Here is a 22,971-nt window from a genome sequence, read left to right on the forward strand (position 1 = left end):
TTAATTGAACCATGAATTTAATTGAGCGAATATGCCTTTATTTTCTTCGGCATTTTTTATAGAGGAATTATTTTTATCCATTTGATAATAGGCTAATAACCCAAGGGTCTGCATATAAAATTGATTATTAATGGAACTTGGATTTAAAATAGTAGATGTCACTGGTAAAACATTTTTAGCTGGCATTTGGAAAACATCCTCAACTATATTTGGTAGTTGATAATATACAGATGATCCACCAATCAAAAATACTCCGCTACCAATCGTATCAATATAACCACTTTGTTTGATATCACTATACGCTAATTCTAATATTTCTCTAAATCTAGAATTTACAATATCATATATAAATTGTATAGATACTTTCTTATTAGTAGATAATTCAATACATGGTTCTGAATCATCAAGGGTGTCTAAGGGTGGCATACCATTATTTGATAATTTAATTTTAATTTGCTCAGCTTCAACGCTTGAGATGTGCAGTGCAATTGCTAAATCACGAGTAACAGATTTTCCCGCATATTCCACTGTTGATAAATGTCGTAATGTGCCTTGTGAATAAAGTGACACGGTAGTTATACTTGCTCCAATATCCAACACACATACTCCCAAATCTTTATCATCAGAATTCATTATTGCTAATGCACTTGTGATAGGTAAAGCACAAATAGAATAGTTTTTAGCTCCGATTGAATTAAGACAGCGAGAAAAGGTTTGGTAAACTTGCGCAGAAGTAGAAACTATTAACGTTGACACATCCATACGTTTACCAGTTAATCCGAAAGGGGTTTTGGTAGCATATTGCTCCTGATTGTCAAGAACAAAACGCTCTGGAACATTATGTAACACGACTCGTTCATGGGCATTAAAGTATGAGAGTGTGGATTGCATAATTGATTGGATATCATTGTGGCTAACAATTTCATTGGTAATTTTTATGGACCCGTTTGATAACATAGTAGAAATATGTGAACCTTGCAAACCAATTATTAAGTGATCAATACTTCTCCCACTCATATTTTCTGCTTCTCGAAGTGCTGTTCGAGTTGCAATACCTGCGCTAACATAGTCAACGATAACCCCTTTTTCAATGCCCATAGAACGGGTATTTGAATAACCAACAATATCTAGCATTGTATCGTCGTTTTCTTTGGCAATAAGACATTTGAGATTATATGAACCAAGATCAATAACTCCAATATAGCGTTCATATTTTTTTACCATATCTGATTTCCCTTGCTTGGTGCAACTGCAATTCCATAGTCATACCTAGTATCAAATAATAAAATCTTATTTGATGAAAATATTTGCTGATGTTTCGAGTATACATATATAAAACGAGATATACTTTTTTGAAAATAATCATCATGTATGATTACCGAGGCACCATTAGTGAAAGTGATTTCTCTAACAGAATCAATTATAGTTTTATACTTTTCTACCTGTAGACCAATAGGTTGAAGTTCACTTTTCAAACGAACTAAATGTTCCGATATTACCGTTGCATCTGCCAACGAAGAATGGATAATTGGCAAAATAGTAAACCTAGTTAATTCAGATACCTTGCTAATAACTCCATTGCTCATCAAAACCATACCGTTTTCAAATCGCCCAAGGAGCTGTCTAGTGGTAAGTCGTATCGATATTCTAGAATGAGCTAATTGCTCTATTTGCACTGTCTCAATCCATGGAATTGTATGAAGTGATATTAGAAGCTGATCTTTAGTTTTCGCTTGTGCGATATGTTGTTTTATTAAGCGTACTTGGTCTTCTGTAATAGTAGCATGCAAAGTTGCTTGTGAATAGGGGGCGTTTGAAGTTAGCCAATAAAAGTAACCAGCGACACTTACCAGTAAGCTAAATCCTATTATAATCACAATATAGGATGTTCGAATTTTCATACTGAGTCCCCAATGATTCTAATTTCAAGTTCAAGTGTAACTCCAGTTTTATCTTTCACATAGTCTTGAATTTTTAAAATTAATTGTTCAATATCAGATGCGGTTGCCTTACCTGTATTAATAATAAAATTAGCATGTTGGTTAGATACAGTTGCATCGCCTACACGCATATTTTTTAATCCAAGCTGATCAATTATTTTTCCTGCGTAACTACCTTCAGGATTCTTGAACACACAACCACTATTTGCAGTTCCAATTGGCTGAGTAGTATTGCGTTTCTGAAAATGTGACTTGATTATACTCATGGTTTTTTCCGGCACTTGATATGGTAAAAGTAATGTTGCAGATAAAAACCACAGAGGAGCTTTTATATTTTTATGCAAAACAGAACGGTAGCCAATGGTGAAATCGTCAGGAGTAAAGCGGTGAATTGAAAATGGTGGAACTGATTGCATACAAGAAACCTCCACAACATAATCCCAAATCGCAGATCCCTGTGCTCCTGCATTCATAGCTAGCGCGCCACCTATAGTACCTGGTATCCCACATAAAAACTCAATCCCACCCAATTCAACTGATGATATCCACTTACTAGCTTTCGCGCAAGTTACTCCAGCATAAAATGTTACCGTACTTTGTTTTTCATAGCGTATTTCTTGCAAACCAGGAAAAGTTCTAATAACTAAACCTCTGTAACCACCATCACGAATGAGCACATTACTACCCAATCCAATCCAACAAATTGAATTAGTGTTAAAGCTCAGTAACACCTCTTGCAAGTCTTCAACAGAATAAGGTTCGTAAAAATAATCCGCAATACCGCCCACATTCCACCAAGTATAATCAGACAATTTCACACCTTGTTTGACTCGCTGCGCTATGTTCAATGGTGAATTAGTGTGCATGTTTAGCCTGCAGTGTTGGAATTATTTTATTAATATCACCTGCTCCAAATATAAGAATATAATCTCCAGATTTGGACTGGGTATAAATGAAATCACATATATCATCAGCGGTAGGACACCAATGGACTTTATCTTGCATAGATTGTTGGATGACATGGAACAAAGCTTTTCCACTTCCTGCCTCATCATAAGGCTCACTGGCACTATAGGTTTCAGTAATGACAAGCACGTCAGCATTTCTTAATGCTATAGAAAAATCATTGAATAATTGTTTTGTTCTTGAAAACCGATGCGGTTGAAACACTAACACTAATCTTCGGTTCTTGAATGCTGATTTTGCCGCATCTAATGTTGCGATAATTTCTTTAGGGTGATGGGCATAATCTTCTAAAATATCAACCATTCCATTTAAAACTTTGCAAGGTGGATGAGTTTGAAATCTCCTTCGTAATCCAGGAAATGTTGCAAGGCTATTTGAAATACTTTCTAACGGTATCCCTACCATGGTAGCAACTGCAATAGTTGCGAGGGCGTTACTTATATTATGCTTGCCAGGTAGTTGTAGATTAAACGTATGTTCTTGCCCAAAGACCGAAACAGTAAATTTTGATTGCATGTCCAGAGAATTAATAGTAAGTAATCGTACATGAGCAAGCTCATGAGTTCCATATGAAACTACTCTGCGTTGAAAACGTTTTTGCAAATCTAATAGATGTATATCATCCGCACAAATCACAGCGACACCATAAAAAGGTAGTTTATGAACAAAAGCAACAAAAGCATCTTTTAATTTTTCCATGCTAAAGTCATAATGAGAGAGGTGGTCGTTATCAATATTTGTAATGACTGCAATGAATGGTAATAAATGCAAAAAAGAGCAGTCACTTTCATCAGCCTCGGCAATTAAATAATCGCCACTTCCAATTTTTGCATTAGCATGAGAGTTCATAAAACGCCCTCCGATTACATACGATGGCTCTAATCCTGCTTGTGTAAATACATGCGCAATTAAACTAGTAGTTGTGGTTTTACCATGAGAACCGGCAACTGCAATACTATTCGTATTTCGCATGAGCTCTCCTAAAATGTGCGCTCGGGGAACTATAGGTATTGAATGATTTTGTGCAAACCTAAGCTCCTCATTATCTTGGCTGATTGCTGATGAAACAACTACAACCTGAGTGTCTATTACATGTTCAAAATTATGGCCAATATGCACCACTATACCCAATTCGCGTAATCGTTTTGCATCAGCAGAATCTTTAATATCAGAACCAGTTACTTGATATCCATTATTGCTCATGACCTCTGCAAGCCCGCTCATACCAGCCCCAAGAATCCCAATGAAATGAATTTTTTTTACCATGGGTAAAGTCGTTAAAATGGTTTGACGCGTAATAGATGTATTATTTTTTACCATGGGATGAAATAATTAATTGAAGTAAATGTGAGGTTGCTTCTGGAATCGACAACGTTTTACAAGATTCGCTCATCTTGTTTAGAAGTACCCGTTTTTCAGTTGCGAACTGAAGTAATTGATCAGATAACCAATCCGAACTACATTCATGTTCAGCCTTAATAAGAGCAGCACCACGCGATGAATAGTAACACCCATTGTGCCACTGATGATTATCTGCAGAAGTTGGTAGTGGTATTAATATTGAAGGAATGCCAAAAAGTGCCAGTTCGGCTAAAGTCATCGCGCCAGCACGAGCAATAACAAGGTCACACCACTGATACCAGTGAGCGATAGGTCGTAGGAATCCATATACTTTAAATTGGCTATTATCGGAAGTGACTCCAATCGAATTGTACATACTACGAATTGAAAGTTCATGAGCTTCTCCACATTGATGAACACAGGTAATTAATGTACTGGTTTTTATTTTGGGCACTGCTTCAAGAAATATCTTATTTATTGCATGAGCTCCTTGGCTACCCCCAAGTATCAATACTCGTAATTGCTCACTCGGTAATTTAGAATTTTTTCTTGCGTATTCTATAGTTTCATTAACAATTGGATTACCTGTCAAGTAAAGTTTTTTTAATATTGATTTTTTAGTTAGGTGGAACGTGGGTTGGTATGAAATAGCGATAGCAGTTGCAAAAGGTGCTAGCAATCGATTCACTTTTCCAGCTACACTATTTTGTTCATGAATAAATAAAGGAATTCTCAATAACCAAGCAGCAATACCGACTGGAGCAGTGGTGTATCCGCCAAAGGTTACAATACTTGAAGCGCGAATTTTAAGAAGTATGCCTAAACATCGGATAATTCTCATAAACAACAAAATCACAACAACAAAATAAGTAATTATAGAACGATCGGTCAATCCTTTCATTTTTACATCACAAAAATCAATCTGATAGTCTTTAGTTAATTTTTGAGCAAATGTTCCGTTTCCAATCCAATAAATTTTATACCCTGCTTCACGAAGTGCAAGGGCACAAGCAAGCGCAGGAAAACAATGCCCACCTGTTCCTCCAGCAGAAAGTACTATTAACTGTTTCATATTGCTTTCGCCATTTCTTTGTTTGAGTGTTTTCTGCATGAGCTTAATAATGCAACAAATAATAGTAAACTTACTAAATTACTTCCACCATAACTAATAAAAGGCAATGTTATTCCTTTTGTTGGTAAAAAACCAATTCCTGATCCAATGTGTAGTAAGACTAAACAAAATATCCAAAGCGCAAAGGCTGTATGTAAACTTGCACTGCATGTTGCGCTATTTTGAGAAAAACGACTTGCGTCTCTAAGTAATGTTATGATTAGGCTAGTAAAAACTAAAAGTAAAAACACCGCACCAATCACTCCATACTCCTCTACAATTGTAGAAAATATAAAATCATTATGCGCTTTAGGTAAATGAAGTAATTTTTGCACACCTTCACCAACTCCTACTCCAAATAAACCACCCTGAACTAGCGCTATTTTAGACTGGAGAATTTGATAACCAGTATCTTTCGCGCTTGAGATAAGCAACTCTCGATTATAGGTAAATGGTTTTTGAAAATTAATTACGCGTTCTACTCGATAAGGTTCCATAATAATCAATACTGCAAATAACACTAAACAAATTGGAATGATCAATAACAAGACGCGTAATGAAAATCTATAAAGATACAGCAGCACAAACCACACCACAAACATAGCTACTATAGATCCAAAATCTTTTTGTAATGCAAATAAAATAGTAGGTAACAGCAACCATAAAGAATAGAAACCAAGTTGTTTAACTTCATTCCAATATAAACGGTGTACATGTATTACCGATTTTCTTGAAACGCACTGTAAATAGCTAGACATTGACATAATTAAAGTTATTTTTGCAATTTCAGAAGTTTGAAATTCAAAACCAAATGGTAATCGTATCCATCTTCGCGCTCCATAATGCTCTACACCTAATATCGGTATTATTGGTGTTAGGAGCAATATTATTGAAATCAAGTACAAAATAACCCAAATAGACTTACTCTGTTGATATTTATCAAATGAAAAATAGTTATAAATAAAAAAGCCACTCACGATACCTATCGTCAAAAATATAATATGTTTTTGAGTATAGTACCAAGGATTAAATGAATTTAAATGAATTGTAGCAGATGTCATAACTAACAATCCAACAATTACAAGAATTAGAACTGGTAACAAAATGTTAACATGTGGGAACGGCGTTGAGAAATTATTTTTTAGCGCAGTCATATCAAATTGTATACGGTTGAGCAAAAATCATTTCCACGCATGGAATAACCGCCCGAATATTGGTCAAAACTTGCACCAGCGGGAGAAAACAGAATAGAATCACCATTAATTGCACGTGCGTATGCGCATCGAGTTGCTTCGGAAACTGTTGGCTTACTATAACAATAAACATTGTATTCTTGCATAACCTGTTGAATACGCGACGCATCTTGACCAAAACACACGGTAAACATTACTTTCTCGCTACAAACCTTAGCTAAAGGTCTAAGATCAGTATTTTTAGTCTGACCTCCAAGCAAAAGAATAATTGGTTGGTTTACATATCGTACCGCCTCGATTACACACCCTGGATTAGTTCCTTTTGAATCATTTATAAAAGTCACCCCATTAATGGTAATTATATTTTCAAATCTATGGGGTAGTCCTTCAAAATTATTTAACATAACTTTTGAGAAGTCCAATTTAATACCTAATCCATTGATAATCTCGCATACTGCTAATAAATTCTTTTTATTATGAAATGGTTGTTTATCAAATCCTATATCTATGTAAAATGTCTTCGGATGATTTTTTTCATAAAAAGGGTATATATGTGGATTTCTTTTTTTAGTTTCATTCATTAGTATCTCATCATCACCAGAAACAATTACTCGCTTTGCATGTAAAGCAAGTTGCATTTTGCACAATAAATATTCATGATAACTACCATGTCTATCAAGATGATCATCCGTAACATTAAGTATTGCCCCAATGGCAATTGTATAAGAATGTGCAATTTCTAATTGGAAACTAGATAGTTCTAAAATATAAAAATCTGGCAATGGTTGATCGAGTAGGGTAAGTGCTGGAGTTCCAAAATTTCCACCGATCAAACTTGAATATCCACCTTGCCTCAATACTTCTTGTAGCAAAAGACATGTAGTGCTTTTGCCATTGGAACCAGTTATTCCAATACAAGGTTTTTTTGCATTTGCTAAAAATAGTGCAATGTCATTTGTAATAGGTATTTGATTTATTCTATTTTTAACTATTTCTCGTTGTGGCGAGACTCCTGGGCTTAATATTACTTGTGAAAACGGCTCAGAAAATGACTGATCAAAAGATACCGGTGAACGAACACAATCACCAAACTTATTTTTTAATTGAAGCAATCTTTCCGTACTAAGAAATTCGTCAATAATAATAAAAGGAATATTAGATTTTTGAAAATATTCCGCAACCGACTCACCAGTACTTCCTGCTCCAACAATTAATTTAGGATATTCTTTGTTACTTTTCATCGTATTTTCAAAGTTGCCAAACCAATTAGAACAAAAATAAATGTAAATACCCAAAAACGAACAATGATTTTTGGCTCACTCCAACCTAATAATTCAAAATGATGGTGAAGAGGCGCCATTTTAAAAACTCTTTTTTTTCTTAATTTAAATGAAGCTACTTGAATGATTACAGATAACGCTTCTGCTACAAAAATAATTCCCATGATTAAAAGTACCAGTTCTTGTTTGATCATGAGTGCTAAAACTGCCAATACTGCACCAAGAGATAGTGAACCAACATCCCCCATAAATATTTGCGCAGGGTAGGTGTTGTACCATAAAAAACCCAGGCCAGCGCCTATCAGACTTCCACAAATAATTGTCAGTTCTCCAGCACCAGGAACAAAAGGAAGTAATAAGTAGCTTGAAAAATAATAATGCCCAGTTGCATAAGCGAATACACCTAAACCCCCGCCAACTAACACTACAGGCAAAATTGCCAATCCATCTAGTCCGTCAGTTAAATTTACTGCATTGCTTGATCCTACTATTACTATAATTCCCCATAAAATGTATAAGACACCAACAGAAATTGAAACTTGTTTAAGCATAGGGATATAAATCTTTTGATCAACACTATTTGTATACATGTACATAAGTGAGATAATAATTATGCTACTTATTACTTGTAGGATTAGTTTTGTTTTCGCACTCATACCTCTACTGTGTTTAAAAAATATTTTCAACCCATCATCCCAAAAACCTATCCCCGCAAATAATAATAAAGTGAGTAAACTGATTAGCACAAAACTATTTTCCAATGCCCCCCAAATACTTGTAGAAAGTAATACTGAAAGTATTATCGGAACACCTCCCATAGTAGGGATTTGTTGTTTAGTTTGGGTATGATGTTTTGGACCGTCTTCTCTGATTATTTGTATTGCCTGTTTTTTCTTGAATACTTGTATAAAGTAAGGCATACTTACTATCATAAAAAGTAACGCAGTTATTGCGGCAAAAGCGGCGCGAGTAGTTATATAACTAAAGACATGCAGACTGTCATACAATAATGATAATTTATAAACCATTGCAAGACTCCTCAGTTAATAGTGAAGAAACAAAAGCAATATCATCCCAATAAGCTTTCTTATTATTAGATTCTTGAACTTGCTCATGGCCTTTTCCTGCAATCAATAACACCCCACCAGGAGTAAGCATTTTAATTCCATACAAAATTGCTTCCCCTCTGTCAAAGATAATTTTGGCTGCTTCAGGATTTTTCATACCTTTTTGAATATTTTTGATTATGGTTAAAGGATCCTCTTCTCGAGGATTATCATTAGTTAAAATAACTAGACTTGATTTTTCTTCAGCAATCTTCCCCATTCTAGGGCGTTTTTCAACATCCCTATTTCCACCGCAACCAAATAAACAAATAATCTGACTTGCACCATGCAGAGTAAGTGCTTGTAGTGTTTGAGTCATTGCATCAGGTGTATGTGCGTAATCTACAAACACATGACGCACATTAGGGAATAAAAAAAGTTGCATTCTTCCTGGTACTGGTAAAACTGAATTAATCAAAGTAAGTATTTCATCATGTCCTATATTTCTAAACTGTAACTCTGAAATGACCGAGCCAAGATTTCTTAATGAATGCACACCATAAAACGGAATTATAGTCGTGGTATATCGTTTACTAATTTGCTTATCTCTGTCTAAAAACTCAAACCAAAAACTTAATCCTTTTAAAGTCGCTTGAAATAAACCAACTCTAATTCCCTGAGCATAATCAGGTAAATCAAATACGCTGTCAGAATCAAAAACACATGTTATTTTTCGTGCGTTAGTTGTACACACAAGCGATTTAGATATTTCATCAGTAATACATATTGTTGCGTGATGTAAATTGTACTCAATAAATAAACTAAATTTGGAGTCCCTATAATTTTCAAAAGTTTTATGGTAGTCAAGATGATCATGGGTAATATTTGTGAAATGCGCACTGGTAATTCTTAACGCATCGACTCTTCGTTGAGTTAATGCGTGTGAACTTACCTCAAGAGCAATATATGCAACACCACTCAAATGGTACTGCGCACTCCACTGTTGTAAAGTCCCGACATCAGGTGTGGTCAGGCCACTCCCTGACAATGTTCCAATTGATTTACATTTAGGAAGTAATTGCTCCAGTAATGTAACGATAGTACTTTTCCCATTTGTGCCAGTGACGGCAATTACTTCTGCTTGGCTTTGTAGTGAAAGTTTTTTAATCCAAAATTTATTGATTATAAATGGATGTAATACAGTTAACTGAGGGTGATAGAAATAATTAATATTTTTTGAAAGAACTGCATGGTCAATGTTGAGAGATTGGAGCTCATCGGTAACCAACATCGTACTTCCACGATTGATAGCTTCATTAATGAACATATTGCCATGTTGCCTGTCTCCTCTTACTGCAAAAAACGCCCCTCCTTCTACCACTTTAGAACTAACCGTACTTATTGCAGCGCACTGTTGTAATGCACAATAATCAATATCAGCAATTGAATTTGATCTCATAAAGATAACTCGTCAGGTTTTACACCAAAAAGTCTTAATCCGTATTTTGTAACTTCTCTAAATAGCGGGGCAGCCACATCGGAAGCATAGTAGCCACCTGCTCGTGGCTGATAGATAACCACCACACATAGCAACTTAGGACGATATAGAGGAGCATACCCAACAAATGAAGATAAATGCATTTCACTTGAATATTCACTTTGACCTAGTGGTATCATTCTTGCTGTGCCAGTTTTTCCTGCTACACTGTAAGGTGAAAGTTGCGCTTTTTTACCTGTTCCTTCAGAAACAACTACCGATAACATTTTGTCAACTTTTTCAAAAACTGCTTGAGGAATTTCAATTTTTTTAATTGGATTGCTATTTTCAGAATTAAGCAGAAACCTAAACGGGCGAATAGTTCCCTTTTCGGGAAATACAGTATATAGTTGAGCGAGTTTAAGTGTATTAAGACTATAACTATAGCCATGCGATATAGAAGATTTACCAACACTGTCTTCTCTCAGTAAAGACTCTAAATTTCGAGGCACACCTCGAGCAATTGATATATCTGATACTACTGGAGTATTAAATGAAAGTTTCAAAAACGAGTGATATAATTCGTTTGAACTCATACGAGAAACTAGTTTAATTATTCCAACATTACTTGAGTAACTTAATATTTCTGAAAGCGTTAGAATTTTTTTCTTTTCTGTATCAGTAAAAATGCGATCTTTGACTTGAATAGATCCCTTTGAAACATCAATCAGTTCATTATCGGCTATGTGGTTGGTATCAAACAACGCAACCATGGTGAAAGGTTTTATCACCGATCCAAATTCTAATAAATCACGAGTGGCATAGTTATAATTTTTAGTTACTTCTTCAACTGTCCATTGATTTGGATTAAAACTTGGATAGTTTACTAACGAGAGAACCTCACCAGTGCTAGGATCAATTATGACAACACTCCCTCGCAACGCACGATTAGTTTCAACAGTTCGTTGCAGCGCTTGATATGCAAATATTTGAAGACGATAATCAAGAGTTAATCGGACATCCGTTCCATGAATAACCTGTTCCTCAAGATTAGTTGCATCAATTACATTACCTCTACCATCTAACAACATCCAGCTTTTTCCTTGTTGACCTTGTAAGGTATTATTGAGCACCAACTCCAAGCCATCTTGAGGACTTGTTGAATTCATATATCCAAGTATTTGTGCAAATGATTCTTTAAATGGGTAATATCTACGATATACTGGATTTAATTTAACTCCAGATAGTTTAAGATTTTCAATCACTGTCGCTTGTTCTACAGAAATATTGCCTTGTGGTATTTTTTCGCAAGAGAGCGTGCTGCTGGTTGATAAATGAGACATAACTTTAATAAACCTTTTCCCTTTTTTTTCTTCTCGGGAAAAATAAGAATACAATGAGTCGCAACGGTTAAGTGAAGATGCTAATAAATTTAATGTGCTTATCTGATTTTTAAGTACAATTTTTGGATCAACCCATAATTCATACTCTAGTATGCTCGCCGCGAGAAGTTCTCCATTTCTATCTAATAATGAACCTCGCTTTGGATTTAAGTCAATTGTTTTTTCTATCTTCTTTCTTGACAATGATAATAGATCAGCCCGCTGAACGATTAACACATAGAATAATTGAAGTATGAGTAACGAACAAAAAGTACACACAATTACAATTAAAATTGTATGCTTAATTTTAATTTTATAATTATCACTCATCGCAACCCCCCCTCCTCTAGCCATATAATTTGATCATCACGAGGGACATGCATATCTTTCTTAGCCACATAGGAAGATACACGAGTAGGGGATAAATCATATTTAATTTGCAATTGTAATTCATCTCTATAAGAAGTCAATCTATCCGCTTGAATCTTTTTAGATTCAAATGTAGAGAATGCTCTTCGATTTTGCTCAATTAACGATATAGAATACATTGCAATTAAGAAATTCACTGCAGCAAATATAAGAATTAATTTTTTAGACATTTTTCAAAAACTCGTAATTGAGCGCTCCGAGAAGATGGGTTATTTATAACTTCAGAAGCTTTAGGTGAAATAATAGTTTTTATTAATTTAAGCTTATTATCAGGTAATCGACAAGCAAATCGGATAGCTCTAACTTCTAGTGAGTGAAAAGTAACAGCAACAAACTTTCCCTGTGGTTTCAACCAATCACTAGCATACTTAATCATTGAAATGATTTCCTCTAATTCATTATTAACAACAATTCTAATTGCTTGGAATGTTCTTGTAGCGCAATGTTTCCAATCATGTGACCCATTGACTGACTTTATCACCTCTACTAGCTCAAGCGTTGTTTTAATTGGTTTTTTTTTCCTCGCACTCACAATTGCTCTGGCTATTTTTCTATAATTTTTCTCCTGACCATACTCCAATAAAACTACACATAAATCCTCTTCTGAAACTGTAGAAATAAATTGTGCAGCGTGCAGTGCCTGTGATATATCCATACGCATATCCAACGGGCCATCCCGCATAAAACTAAATCCCCGTGTTGCATCCATTAATTGATTTGTAGAAACACCGCAGTCAATTACAATTCCATCAAATAATTCTTTCAAAGACTTTGACACTTCATTCTGTAAGTCACTAACACCTCGCCAATTACTTTTCTCAAGATCAGAAAAACTACTTATAGCAACATACACACGATCTTGCCCGGCAAAGCGAAGTTCGGCATTACGAATAGCCTCCGCATCTTTATCAGCACAATACAAATTACCCAGCAGTGACAATTTACTAATAATTTTTTGACTATATCCCCCTCTCCCATACGTAGCATCTAAATAGCAACCATCACAATTGCTAACAAGATTATCAATTGCCTCATCTACCATTACAGGGATGTGAACACTTGCTACAGACACAACGACTCCAGTGAGTTATTTAACAAACGACGATCTTGATTATCAATGTCCTGTAGCAAATTCCATTTCTTAGCAGACCACATTTCTATTTTTTTCATCTGACCAACACATACTGCATCCTTTTCCATTTGAGCATGTGCCCGTAAATGGCTAGGTAATAATAATCGACCGCTCTTGTCAAGATGCAGTTCCTCTGCACCTCCCACCAACATGCGCAATACCTTTCTGTGCTCAATTTCTAAATTAGGCAACAGAGAAAGTTTTTCCTCAATAATCTTCCATTCACTTTGCGGATATAACAAAATACAATGGTCATAAGGATCCTTTGTAGCAATGATCCCATTAGACAAAATTATATTTCTAAATTTTGAAGGCAAAAGAAAACGACCTTTGTCGTCCAAGCTAACTTCAGAAGTTCCACGAAACATATAAAATACCCTAGGTTAACGCTAATTTTACCACTAATTACCATTTTTACCCACTTATTTACATGATTTATACAAATGTATCTACCAACAACAAGCTTCAAACTTAAAGTAATACTTTAAGTTTGATATATATATGCATGTTTATAGTGATTCTAAAAAATAAATAATACGATCTCTTTGTTCTTTGCTTAGCTTTGAAAATATTTCAGTAACTTGCTTAGCTTCACCTTGATGCCATAAAATTGCTTCTAATAAATTTCTAGCTCTTCCATCATGGAGATAATTGGTATGATTATTAATAAACTTTATTTTGCCTATTCCCCATAGCGGAGCAGTTCTCCATTGGTTACCATTAGCAAAACCATCAGACCTACCATCGGCTAAACCATCACCTAAATCATGCACTAGTAAATCAGTAAATGGAAATATCTTTAAACCATCTAAATACGATTTATCACTTTTAGTTTGATATGAAGGTCTGTGACATCCTGCACATCCAATTTTTACAAATAATTGATAGCCATCTTTTGCCTGCCTAGAAGTAACTAAAGGAGCACTGGGTACAGTTATACCCTCCATATAATCTACTAATTGATTAAGTTGTTTATCTTGTAATTCATTAGGTTGATTGATATCAGAATGAATTTTATTGGTAAGACCAATATCAAAGAAGCTTGCGGCGGCAACTTGTTCTATAAGCGTTGAAGTGTTTGCCTTCCATCCAAACCTTCCAATTACTCCATGCGATATATAATTTATTTTACCTTTAACAGGTCCTTTGGTTGTTTCTTGCGATTTCATATTATCAATTATTTCTTTATCTGGAATTGCGGCTAATAATCCCAGACCGATTACTGCCGGAGCAACTCGTAATGAATACTGCGAGGAAGATGGAGGAATGCCTTTAGACCAATTTGAAAAATGTAAAATAAATTGTTGCAATTGGATTTTTTTCCCATCAATATCTTGAAAGCTGCTTAGATACTTAGGAACTATAGTAATCGATACATCGGGCTGGACGGGGTCAATTGCAAATGTTCTTAATTGTGATCCATACCTAGCGTCAGATGTTGTTATTCTAACTAGAGAGGAAATTAATTGATTATTTCCATCAAGTAAAATAGCCCCTCTTCCATTATTACTATGACACCCTGAACAACTAGATCTATTAAACAATGGACCTAAGCCACTTAACGATTTTGGTATTGAACCAGAGGGTAGCCATTGAACATTAAACAATCTATGACCTCCATAAAATGAATTGAGTAATGCGCTTGGTAGGGTAGCAAGAGGCATGGCAAAACTATCGCGGCCCTGCAACTGCGTTGTAGCATTGTCAGCTAAGGATTGTGGTATATCATCACTTGATGCCAAACTACTTTCTATTGACAACACTTTGATAAATACAAATAAAACTACCGTAACTACATTTAAATTAGTATTTAGGAACATTAGTACTAACATTATAGTATTTTGCTAATTCATATAAAGAGTTTGATAATTGCTTCAATGAATCCTCATATTCATGTGCGCTCTTAAAATCATTTGAATGCTCTTTTGCAAGTATCACATCTTTAAAATAATAAGGAAGCGCTCTAGCTTTAGTTTCTGAACGTACAATAGCATTAGAAATGTGGGAAGCCAATACTTTATTTTTATCTACAATTTCTTTATACAACACCTCTTCCCATAATTTTTTTACACCAATAATATTATTAATATGATCATTTGTAGTCGTTCCCGAAAAACAAGACTGCTGCTCATTGGGATCACCAGAATCAATTGGCGCTAAAAATCTTTCTTGTAATATTTCCAAACCTACTAATGAGTGTGCACCAGTAATTATCTTTGTGAGTGACTCTTGTTTAGATAACTTTATAAACGAATTAGCAAAACGATTAGAACCTTGCCGAGTGTCTAATACCCATTGCAAATGTACGCTTTCCAAATCGTTCCGCAACTGTTCAATCAATATTTTTAAATACAGTCGTTTTCGAATTTGCTCAGAATTTTCTATAAAATATGATGCCGACCTATTTCCAGCGTTTTCATTTTCAGAACGGACACCCCATACCATGTACTCTATAGCATGCCATCCTAGGCTTACATATTTAGTGTCCTCTAATTGATTAATAATAATAATTTTTTCATTAGTCAAATCAAATGAGTTATTACTAAGAAAACCTTTAATAATCTGGGAACCAGTTACTGCGTTATAAGAATCCGATTCAATAAATTGGTATCTAATTGGCCAAGAATTAATTCTAGTTTCATATTGTTCAATAGGACCATCATAAAATCTAAATACTTCAGTCTGTGCATATAGAGCCCTCACTTCAATCCAATTCTTTCTAGCTTCATGTAGTGTCAATTCTGAAGGTTTATTTAATAGTGCTTGTAAGGAACTTTCAAGCTTTCCCAATGCTGTCAACACAGTACTGTATTGTTTCTCAACAAAAAAGACATAGTTTTTTGACACCGTGTCAGCTTTTGCCATAAAAGCACAAATGCAAGTGGTTATGGAAACTATAATCATTGATAATAAAATTTTTCTTTTATTCATAATGCACGCTATAATTATAATTTCTATAAGTATACACTATAATAAGAATGAGTTGACTAAACAGTCGCTAGTGTATGCTAGAGGAAAGTCCGGACACAATGAGGAAGGTGCCAGATAACATCTGGACAGTGTGAACTAATGGAAAGTGCCACAGAAAATATACCGCCTTTACAGGTAAGGGTGAAATGGTGCGGTAAAAGCGCACCGCATTGTTGGTAACAACAATGGCAGGGCAAACCCCACCTTGTGCAAGATCGAATAGGAGGGCTATAACCACCTCTGGTTGCCCTTGGGTAGATCGCTTGAGCGTAAGGGCGACTTTACGCCTAGATGAATGACTGTTCTAGACAGAATCCGGCTTATCGGTCAACTCGCTAATTATTGCATTCATTATGATGCGTAGATCATCTAGCGTTGGAAATGTGTTAAGAATTTGATGTCTGATTTGTCTAGCGTTAGAAAGGTGTGAGCAAATTAATGAGAGAGGCTGATAATATTTTCTTTCTAGGCGACCATATTTACTTGCCAATGCTTCGCCATAATCAAGATATCTATTTATGCCGTCTTGTAATGGTAGTGTAGGTTCATTATAAAAGTGCTCTTGAAGAGTTCTGAGAAACAGTGGATTGGTAATCATGGCTCTACCAATCATGACACCATCTAGCCCTTTAGTTTTTTGCTGCCTGGCAAGTTGTAGTGACTTAATGCCACCATTGATGATAATCGGTAATGTGGGGAAATGCTGTTTCATTTCAGAGACTATTTCATATTGCAGTGGAGGAACTGTTCTATTTTGACTAGGGTTTAATTTACCCAGTATAGCTGATCTTGCATGCAACACAACTTCATCACAACTATTTAGCTGTAGTTTATTTAGTAAAGAATATAAATGATCTTTATCAATTGGATTTGTTAATCCGATTCTAGTTTTTACCGAAATAGGTATATTGGTTAATTGTTTAAGTAATAAAACTATTTCTATAAGTAAGTTTGGGTTTTCTATAAAGCTTGCACCAAACCCACCTTTACAAACTGCATCACTTGGACAGCCAGCATTTATATTTATTTTATTTATTCGTGAAAAATCAAGGTGCGCTGCTATTCGTTTATATTCGTTAATATTAGCACCTCCTATTTGAAGTACAATTTTACCTACTTCCTGAGACAGATCTAATTTTGAAATACATTTATCACGAACCAGAGCTGATAGAGAAATCATTTCAGTAGTAACTTGCACCTTGGGAGCAAGATACCTCATAAAAGTGATGAAATGTTTGTCAGTATACCCCATCATAGGGGCGCAATGAACAGCAAAATTCACTGATTAGAAAAAGCTTCTAATTTAATTTGTGATAATTCATTTGAAATATTATCAACACTTAAAAACACTTCATCGGTACTGAACTCTTTATTTTTTTTATACATTTCTCTCTTTTGTTCAATCATGACTTGCAAATCAACAAATTCTGTTGTTTGTGAAAATATAATTCTAGTTTCCAGATCTAACAAATTAAGAATAAAAGATAATTCATCTAAATATTCTTTATTAATTAACCTATCATTGTTTAATAATGGTTTTACTGCTTGCATTAATAGTATAAATCGTTGTTCACTATCTTCAGAACTATTTATTGCCGATTTAATATTTATTATTTGTTTAAATGGTTGGGAAACATATTTATTGATAGTGTAGTTTGAATAAAATATATATCCAAATACTACACCAGATAGTGCAATAATGGTAATAATAAAATATTTTACTTTAGAGACTTGTGATTTACGTTTTTCCTCTAACGCTAGTTTTTTTTCTACGTCTTGTTGATAACTGTTGTCCCAAGCTCCGTAGTCAACATTTATATTACTTTGATGTCTTTGAATAGTAATGTCTAATTGATTATTTTTATTAGACATTACAGTAGTAATTTCACTATTAGTATTTTCTGGTTGCTCATAATTTTGTGAAAGTGCTATTGAAAGTCTTTCAATAATTTCAGGAGGTACTGAAGGTGTCGGGTGATTAAACTCTATCGCTTGTAGTTGCAATCTTCTAAGTTTTACATATTCAACTCTTGATATTTGGCCGTAAGCCACCGCCAAGGCTAACAGTCTGAGTTTACTACATTGTGATAATTTAAATGTCATGGCACTAAAACAGAGAACGCAACACTCTAAAACTTGTATAGTTATTAATTGTATTTTCATCGTAAGGTTTTGTTAACATGCTATTGCAAATCTCGTAGCGATCTTTAAAGTTCCCTCCAACTAAACTGAATGTTTGATTATTGGTTACTAATTCATCAGCGTTACCTACATAGTTAATTAAACCCCATCCATTAGATTTTCCGATAGAGATCGCTTCCATTCTGTAACCACGGATCGTAGCACCATAACTTTTAATATTACAATTATAGTCAATATTACCTTCCTTACCATTGACATTTGAAGCATACTGCCACTCAGTTATAGTGGGAAGTCTATATTGGTAACCAGTAATATTAGATAGCCATTGTAAATATGATTGAATTTCAGAAATTGATTTATTTGTAACAGGTAAATTAATACTAGTAGGATCATTATTCGCTGTACAACTATTACTTGAAATACAATAGTTATTAAAATCCCCAACAGAAACCTCGTATTTGCCAATCGCAAATGGTTGTTCGTTATTTTTACTTGGTATTATAACTAACAGTGGTCCTAAGTTATTTTTATCGAGAGTATCCTGACAGGTGGCTCTAGAATCTTTTCCTAAACCGGCGTAACTTTCAAAACACACTCTCCGTTCGATAGTTTTATTATTATTTAGAGAATTTTTACCAAGATCACTTATCATTTTATTAAGTCTCTTAGATGCTAATTGATACTCCTCTCGATCGCTCCATATTTTTATTGCTTTATCCAACTCTATTTTTGCATCATTTGGTTTAGGCTTACTTGAGGATAATTTAGATTCGTATGCTTTATAGTAAGCTATTGATTCGGTTATCGCTTTTTTAATCAATCTACCTAACTTGATTGTGTCTTCGTGGTAAGGTTCATGTGTAGTTGCATTTGTATAATATTCTTGTGCTTTAGATAATTTCCCTTCACTAACAAGATTAATTCCTACAGAAGCGTATTTTGAAGGGATTGGCTTTTGACTTAATGATATCTTATCCAACCTTGGCCGAGAAGAGGGAAATTTACTATAAAGCTTATCTCTGAGATCCCATGCCAGTACAATATTTTTATTAGTATTATTTTCAGTGATACTTATTATTGTTCGAGCTACAACATAGTTCTCAAAACTATTTCTTAATGACACATTATCTGATTTCATAATCTTATCAGCCAGTGCTATTTTAAATTCTACTTGAAGAGATTTTATAAATTCAAGTATTTCTAATCTCAACATAACATTATTATGAATTTCCATTAATCTAGTGTTATTTAAATTAAGTAATAAACCATTTTCAACTATAGAATTAACCTCTGTCAAAAGTTTACTATTTTTTATTAGCTCATCAACATTATTAGGATCGGGCAACTGTTTATATGTTAATTCAGCAATTTTAATATAACTTAATGCAATTGAGTTTTTAAACATAAGCTTATCTGGCGTTTCAGGATATTTAGAATATTCCTTATAAAGTTTTTCAATTACTTTAATATTATCTGTATTAATGGCATTAATAAGCTCTCTTTTAATGTTAAGTATTTTTTTCTCAGTAATCCTATTATTTTGATCTTTTATAAGTAAATTATTCAATTGCACTAGTTCACTTTGCATTTTGGAAAGCATATCACTATTTTCAGTTAAATCTTTTACTATTATGAAGTACAAAAGTGCACTATCATAATCAACCTCCATTACAGCGTTGTTAAATTGATTCAATAGTAACTGATCAACCTGATCGGTTAAAGATTGCAACTGGTTTTTTGAATTACTGAGTATTATTAACTGTTTATAATTCCTTATAAATTCATTATACCTATTTGGTAAGGTCAAATCGTTATTTTTCTCTAAAATACTATAATATTCTTTTGTGTTAGCTGAAATTGTATTAACATTTTCATTAAGAGAATTATTTTCTAGCAATTTCTCCATTTCTTTAATTAACGTTTTAGCAGATATAAAATATTGAGTAGATTTTAAAGAATGAAATTTATTTTTATTTTCCAATGTTTTATAGTATCCAATTACTGATTGTTCTAATTTAGTCGCCTTGGATTGTATTACTTTGCTGGATAAATTATTTTTTGTATTGATACTACCTAACACTTGTTCCGATATAAAAAAGGGGGAAAATAATAAATCATAATCTTGGTTATTATATGTAGTTGTAATTTCATATGACTTATTACCTTGATAAATCTTGAATTGATTAAGAATTGCATCAAGTTGTAATGCACTCACAATTTTATATTGTTCATCAAACTGATTAATCCGTTCAATTTTTTTTTCAACTCTATCAAATTGTTTTTGAATAGCGCCATTAATTGCATTTAATTTGATCAATTCTTCTTTTGTTTGTTTGATGTAATCTTCTATTTTCAGTATTGAATTGTTATAGGTTTTATTTTTCACAACTTCAATAGCGCGATCTAAAATCTCAGGCACAAAAATACTGGAATTACTAAGCTGACCAATTATTATAAGTAATTTTTTTAATTTATCTATATCATTTTCTTTTATAAATTCATCAATGATTTTAAGACTTAATGTATTCTTCGCTTTACATAACGAAGTTCTATAATCTCTTACTTCCTTTGAATCAGGATAAATATAGTAAAGCGAGTCAATTAACGCAGCTGCTTCATTATATCTAAGCGTGTTTGATTCGTAATCTATTTTTGACGATTTTGATTCTGGTGGTATAAATAATTTTTGCGACTCATTTTTAGCAAAAGTTATTAAAGATTTCTGTGCGTTGGTATAAATTAAATATTTATCATATCCAACCCCAAGCAATTTATCGATTAGTGTTAAAGATCCATCAGATTTTTCTTTCACTTTTTCTGAACTTAACTTGAGCGTATCTTTATTCTCAGTAGAATACTCACAAACCTCATCATTAAAATTTATTGACTGAGTTTCAGTAGATAAATTTTTAATTGACCTTAGTGCTTTGTACTTTAAATCTATATCATCTGAGTATAATTCAGCAAGTACTGTATTAGTATTTTTTTTAGTTAGCCGCTCCGCATAAAAAGTGCGAGTGACCATTGCCAAAATTACTATTGATAAAAAAGATACACTAATGATACTTAAAGAGTGATTCGGCCTTGGGCGAATGCCTTCCATAAATTCGTGAATTGACTTTATTCTATTTTTTCTACGCAATGCAATTGATTTTTCCAAAGTGTATTTCTGAAGATCAGTTAGAGAGGTTCGATCTAGAGAGGGAGGCTGTAAATTATTTTCTACCGCATAAACAGCAGTTTTTTTCCTGTATGGATGAGCTCCCAATAACAACTCATAACACACACAACCCAGCGCATAAATATCATCTGCAGGATCTGGATTTTGTTGAAAGTGCATCTCATAACTTGCATAGGCAGGAGTGAGTGCATTCATTGAAGACGGATCAAACAAAGTTTTGTCAACTGATTTTTCCTCAATACTTGTACTAGTATTTTGATTATTTTCATCCAATTTAGTAATACTAGTATTTTCTGAAAGAGAGTCGATTTGGATTTCATCCAATTCGGTCACTTCTCTCTCACTTGCACTTCCAGCTCGAGCAATACCAAAATCAATCACTTTAACTGTTTGTTGTTTAGTTTGTTGATTTTCAACAAGGTATGCATTACCAGGTTTAAAATCTGAATGTATTAGTTGATTTTTATGGGCATAGCCAAGTGCATTTGCTAGTCCTTCAATAATTGGCCACGCTTCTGCAAAACTTAACCCTTTTTTTGGGACAACTTGGGTGCTTATAAATTCCTTTAATTCAATTCCACTAAGTAATTCCATTGTCATATAGATAGTACCAGTTGATTCTTCTCTATCAAAATCATACACAGTGGCAATATTTGGATGGGCAAGTCTCTGTGATTTACTTGCTTCACGCTCTAAAATTATGAATGAGTTAGCGTGCTTTTTAAAATCATCAGTTAATAACTTGATCGCAACATAGGGCTGCTTATTTTTAGCTTCATATTTGATTAAGTCAAGTGCTTTATACACTTTTCCCATACCCCCGACACCTAAAAGACTTTCTAACCTAAATCTTCCTTTTAGAACGGTGCCCACATCTAACTTATTGGAAACATTTGAACCTTTTAAATTAAAATTATCCGAATAACCAGTTCCTGTCAGGAAAGCGCCAGTTGATTGTAAAGTTTTATCTGTAATTGAATGTCTGTCAGCGACAACATCAATTTCAGTCCTATCTTGAGACAAATCTTTACTATTTGTATTATCTAAATCGTGGTTAGTCGTATCAATTACTACAGTTTTTTCAGCATCAATTACTGTAGTTTTTGCAATGGTTTTTTCGTTATCAATATTGCTATCTGATGCTAGGAGTGTTTCAGTGAGTGATTTATCGTATCGCTCTAAAAAGTAATCAATGAACTCTTGTGGAACAGAAGTATTGGTATGTTTCTGATTATACTCAACAATGGTTTGTTTAAAATTCGTTACTCCATTAGGGATTTCTTTTATTGCAGCGTCAATTCTATTTTTAATACTTCTTTTATCATAATCGCCTCTTGCGATTTCATCAAGAATTTTAAGTATCTGATTCATCAATTTAACT

At 33.9% G+C, this 22,971-nt stretch carries 17 protein-coding genes and 1 other RNA gene; 1 reads left to right on the top strand and 17 read right to left on the bottom strand.

Annotation, left to right across the window (positions count from 1 at the left end; translation table 11 throughout):
* The 15 genes from ftsA to QM538_06950 all read right to left on the bottom strand — a co-directional run bounded on the left by ftsA (position 1) and on the right by QM538_06950 (position 16,228).
* Entirely contained in the window at positions 1 to 1,224 is a 1,224-nt protein-coding gene (gene ftsA, locus QM538_06880; protein ID MDI9348211.1) for a cell division protein FtsA, read from the bottom strand.
* Positions 1,218 to 1,901 carry a hypothetical protein gene (locus QM538_06885; protein MDI9348212.1) on the bottom strand — a complete coding sequence of 228 codons (684 nt, stop codon included), beginning with the start codon at positions 1,899 to 1,901 and terminating at the stop codon, positions 1,218 to 1,220. The genes ftsA and QM538_06885 overlap by 7 nt, the downstream gene beginning before the upstream one ends.
* Positions 1,898 to 2,806 (bottom strand): UDP-N-acetylmuramate dehydrogenase, encoded by a 909-nt coding sequence (murB, locus tag QM538_06890; protein ID MDI9348213.1) that lies wholly within the window; start codon positions 2,804 to 2,806, stop codon positions 1,898 to 1,900. The genes QM538_06885 and murB overlap by 4 nt, the downstream gene beginning before the upstream one ends.
* Positions 2,796 to 4,226 (bottom strand): UDP-N-acetylmuramate--L-alanine ligase, encoded by a 1,431-nt coding sequence (murC, locus tag QM538_06895; protein ID MDI9348214.1) that lies wholly within the window; start codon positions 4,224 to 4,226, stop codon positions 2,796 to 2,798. Before murC ends, murB begins: the two co-directional genes overlap by 11 nt.
* Positions 4,213 to 5,358, bottom strand: coding sequence for an undecaprenyldiphospho-muramoylpentapeptide beta-N-acetylglucosaminyltransferase (gene murG, locus QM538_06900; GenBank protein ID MDI9348215.1), 1,146 nt, complete (start codon positions 5,356 to 5,358; stop codon positions 4,213 to 4,215). The genes murC and murG overlap by 14 nt, the downstream gene beginning before the upstream one ends.
* Positions 5,316 to 6,512 carry an FtsW/RodA/SpoVE family cell cycle protein gene (locus tag QM538_06905; GenBank protein ID MDI9348216.1) on the bottom strand — a complete coding sequence of 399 codons (1,197 nt, stop codon included), beginning with the start codon at positions 6,510 to 6,512 and terminating at the stop codon, positions 5,316 to 5,318. The genes murG and QM538_06905 overlap by 43 nt, the downstream gene beginning before the upstream one ends.
* A complete protein-coding gene (gene murD, locus QM538_06910; protein ID MDI9348217.1) occupies positions 6,509 to 7,792 on the bottom strand; it encodes a UDP-N-acetylmuramoyl-L-alanine--D-glutamate ligase in 1,284 nt (427 codons plus the stop codon). Before murD ends, QM538_06905 begins: the two co-directional genes overlap by 4 nt.
* Entirely contained in the window at positions 7,789 to 8,859 is a 1,071-nt protein-coding gene (gene mraY / locus QM538_06915) for a phospho-N-acetylmuramoyl-pentapeptide-transferase (protein MDI9348218.1), read from the bottom strand. Before mraY ends, murD begins: the two co-directional genes overlap by 4 nt.
* A complete protein-coding gene (locus QM538_06920; GenBank protein MDI9348219.1) occupies positions 8,849 to 10,336 on the bottom strand; it encodes a UDP-N-acetylmuramoyl-L-alanyl-D-glutamate--2,6-diaminopimelate ligase in 1,488 nt (495 codons plus the stop codon). The genes mraY and QM538_06920 overlap by 11 nt, the downstream gene beginning before the upstream one ends.
* A complete protein-coding gene (locus QM538_06925; protein ID MDI9348220.1) occupies positions 10,333 to 12,090 on the bottom strand; it encodes a penicillin-binding protein 2 in 1,758 nt (585 codons plus the stop codon). Before QM538_06925 ends, QM538_06920 begins: the two co-directional genes overlap by 4 nt.
* A complete protein-coding gene (locus QM538_06930) occupies positions 12,063 to 12,335 on the bottom strand; it encodes a hypothetical protein (protein MDI9348221.1) in 273 nt (90 codons plus the stop codon). Before QM538_06930 ends, QM538_06925 begins: the two co-directional genes overlap by 28 nt.
* On the bottom strand, positions 12,320 to 13,237 hold the full coding sequence (gene rsmH / locus QM538_06935; protein ID MDI9348222.1) for a 16S rRNA (cytosine(1402)-N(4))-methyltransferase RsmH: 918 nt from the start codon (positions 13,235 to 13,237) through the stop codon (positions 12,320 to 12,322). Before rsmH ends, QM538_06930 begins: the two co-directional genes overlap by 16 nt.
* Positions 13,228 to 13,665, bottom strand: a complete 438-nt coding sequence (mraZ, locus tag QM538_06940; GenBank protein ID MDI9348223.1) for a division/cell wall cluster transcriptional repressor MraZ — start codon at positions 13,663 to 13,665, stop codon at positions 13,228 to 13,230. The genes rsmH and mraZ overlap by 10 nt, the downstream gene beginning before the upstream one ends.
* A 141-nt stretch (positions 13,666 to 13,806) precedes the next feature.
* Complete coding sequence (locus tag QM538_06945) at positions 13,807 to 15,117, bottom strand: di-heme oxidoredictase family protein (GenBank protein MDI9348224.1); 1,311 nt, start codon at positions 15,115 to 15,117, stop codon at positions 13,807 to 13,809.
* Complete coding sequence (locus tag QM538_06950; GenBank protein ID MDI9348225.1) at positions 15,101 to 16,228, bottom strand: imelysin family protein; 1,128 nt, start codon at positions 16,226 to 16,228, stop codon at positions 15,101 to 15,103. Before QM538_06950 ends, QM538_06945 begins: the two co-directional genes overlap by 17 nt.
* 48 nt (positions 16,229 to 16,276) lie before the next feature.
* Here QM538_06950 and rnpB point away from each other — a divergent pair.
* Positions 16,277 to 16,606, top strand: an RNA gene (gene rnpB, locus QM538_06955) — RNase P RNA component class A.
* 939 nt (positions 16,607 to 17,545) lie between these two features.
* Here the strand turns inward: rnpB and QM538_06960 are convergent.
* Positions 17,546 to 18,370 carry a hypothetical protein gene (locus QM538_06960; protein MDI9348226.1) on the bottom strand — a complete coding sequence of 275 codons (825 nt, stop codon included), beginning with the start codon at positions 18,368 to 18,370 and terminating at the stop codon, positions 17,546 to 17,548.
* A 4-nt stretch (positions 18,371 to 18,374) separates the two neighbouring features.
* Positions 18,375 to 22,961, bottom strand: coding sequence for a protein kinase (locus QM538_06965; GenBank protein ID MDI9348227.1), 4,587 nt, complete (start codon positions 22,959 to 22,961; stop codon positions 18,375 to 18,377).
* Between the last annotated feature and the right edge of the window lie 10 nt (positions 22,962 to 22,971).

The organism is Candidatus Methylacidiphilales bacterium (assembly GCA_030054035.1).
GTDB lineage: Bacteria > Pseudomonadota > Gammaproteobacteria > JASGCS01 > JASGCS01 > JASGCS01.

Coding starts and splice junctions, on each gene's coding strand:
- ftsA (MDI9348211.1), bottom strand. CDS start 1,224: ATGGTAAAAAAATATGAACGCTATATTGGAGTTATTGATCTTGGTTCA.
- QM538_06885 (MDI9348212.1), bottom strand. CDS start 1,901: ATGAAAATTCGAACATCCTATATTGTGATTATAATAGGATTTAGCTTA.
- murB (MDI9348213.1), bottom strand. CDS start 2,806: ATGCACACTAATTCACCATTGAACATAGCGCAGCGAGTCAAACAAGGT.
- murC (MDI9348214.1), bottom strand. CDS start 4,226: ATGGTAAAAAATAATACATCTATTACGCGTCAAACCATTTTAACGACT.
- murG (MDI9348215.1), bottom strand. CDS start 5,358: ATGCAGAAAACACTCAAACAAAGAAATGGCGAAAGCAATATGAAACAG.
- QM538_06905 (MDI9348216.1), bottom strand. CDS start 6,512: ATGACTGCGCTAAAAAATAATTTCTCAACGCCGTTCCCACATGTTAAC.
- murD (MDI9348217.1), bottom strand. CDS start 7,792: ATGAAAAGTAACAAAGAATATCCTAAATTAATTGTTGGAGCAGGAAGT.
- mraY (MDI9348218.1), bottom strand. CDS start 8,859: ATGGTTTATAAATTATCATTATTGTATGACAGTCTGCATGTCTTTAGT.
- QM538_06920 (MDI9348219.1), bottom strand. CDS start 10,336: ATGAGATCAAATTCAATTGCTGATATTGATTATTGTGCATTACAACAG.
- QM538_06925 (MDI9348220.1), bottom strand. CDS start 12,090: ATGGCTAGAGGAGGGGGGGTTGCGATGAGTGATAATTATAAAATTAAA.
- QM538_06930 (MDI9348221.1), bottom strand. CDS start 12,335: ATGTCTAAAAAATTAATTCTTATATTTGCTGCAGTGAATTTCTTAATT.
- mraZ (MDI9348223.1), bottom strand. CDS start 13,665: ATGTTTCGTGGAACTTCTGAAGTTAGCTTGGACGACAAAGGTCGTTTT.
- QM538_06945 (MDI9348224.1), bottom strand. CDS start 15,117: ATGTTCCTAAATACTAATTTAAATGTAGTTACGGTAGTTTTATTTGTA.
- QM538_06950 (MDI9348225.1), bottom strand. CDS start 16,228: ATGAATAAAAGAAAAATTTTATTATCAATGATTATAGTTTCCATAACC.
- QM538_06960 (MDI9348226.1), bottom strand. CDS start 18,370: ATGACATTTAAATTATCACAATGTAGTAAACTCAGACTGTTAGCCTTG.
- QM538_06965 (MDI9348227.1), bottom strand. CDS start 22,961: ATGAATCAGATACTTAAAATTCTTGATGAAATCGCAAGAGGCGATTAT.